This is a genomic window from Aquabacterium sp. A08 (assembly GCF_011742065.1).
The window spans coordinates 1-267 of sequence record NZ_JAAQQT010000462.1 but is presented as its reverse complement, the minus strand read 5'-3'; the positions used below and the strand labels follow the sequence as shown (position 1 = coordinate 267).

At 59.9% G+C, this 267-nt stretch carries 1 tRNA gene and 1 pseudogene; both read left to right on the top strand.

The features are described 5' to 3' along the window. Positions 1 to 168 (top strand): annotated as a pseudogene (gene tuf / locus HA630_RS02630) (elongation factor Tu); the annotation flags it as partial. A gap of 14 nt (positions 169 to 182) precedes the next feature. Next, positions 183 to 258, top strand: a tRNA-Trp gene (locus HA630_RS02625). Positions 259 to 267 lie beyond the last annotated feature (9 nt).

Genomic DNA, 267 nt, shown 5'->3' with positions numbered 1-267 from the left:
GGCTCCATCGAGCTGCCCGAAGGCAAGGAAATGGTCATGCCCGGCGACAACGTGTCGATCACCGTCAAGCTGATCGCCCCCATCGCCATGGAAGAAGGCCTGCGCTTCGCCATCCGTGAAGGCGGTCGCACCGTCGGCGCCGGCGTCGTGGCCAAGATCATCGACTGATTTTTTTCGGTTCTAGGGGTATAGCTCAATTGGCAGAGCGTCGGTCTCCAAAACCGAAGGTTGTAGGTTCGATTCCTACTGCCCCTGCCACCCGGCAGT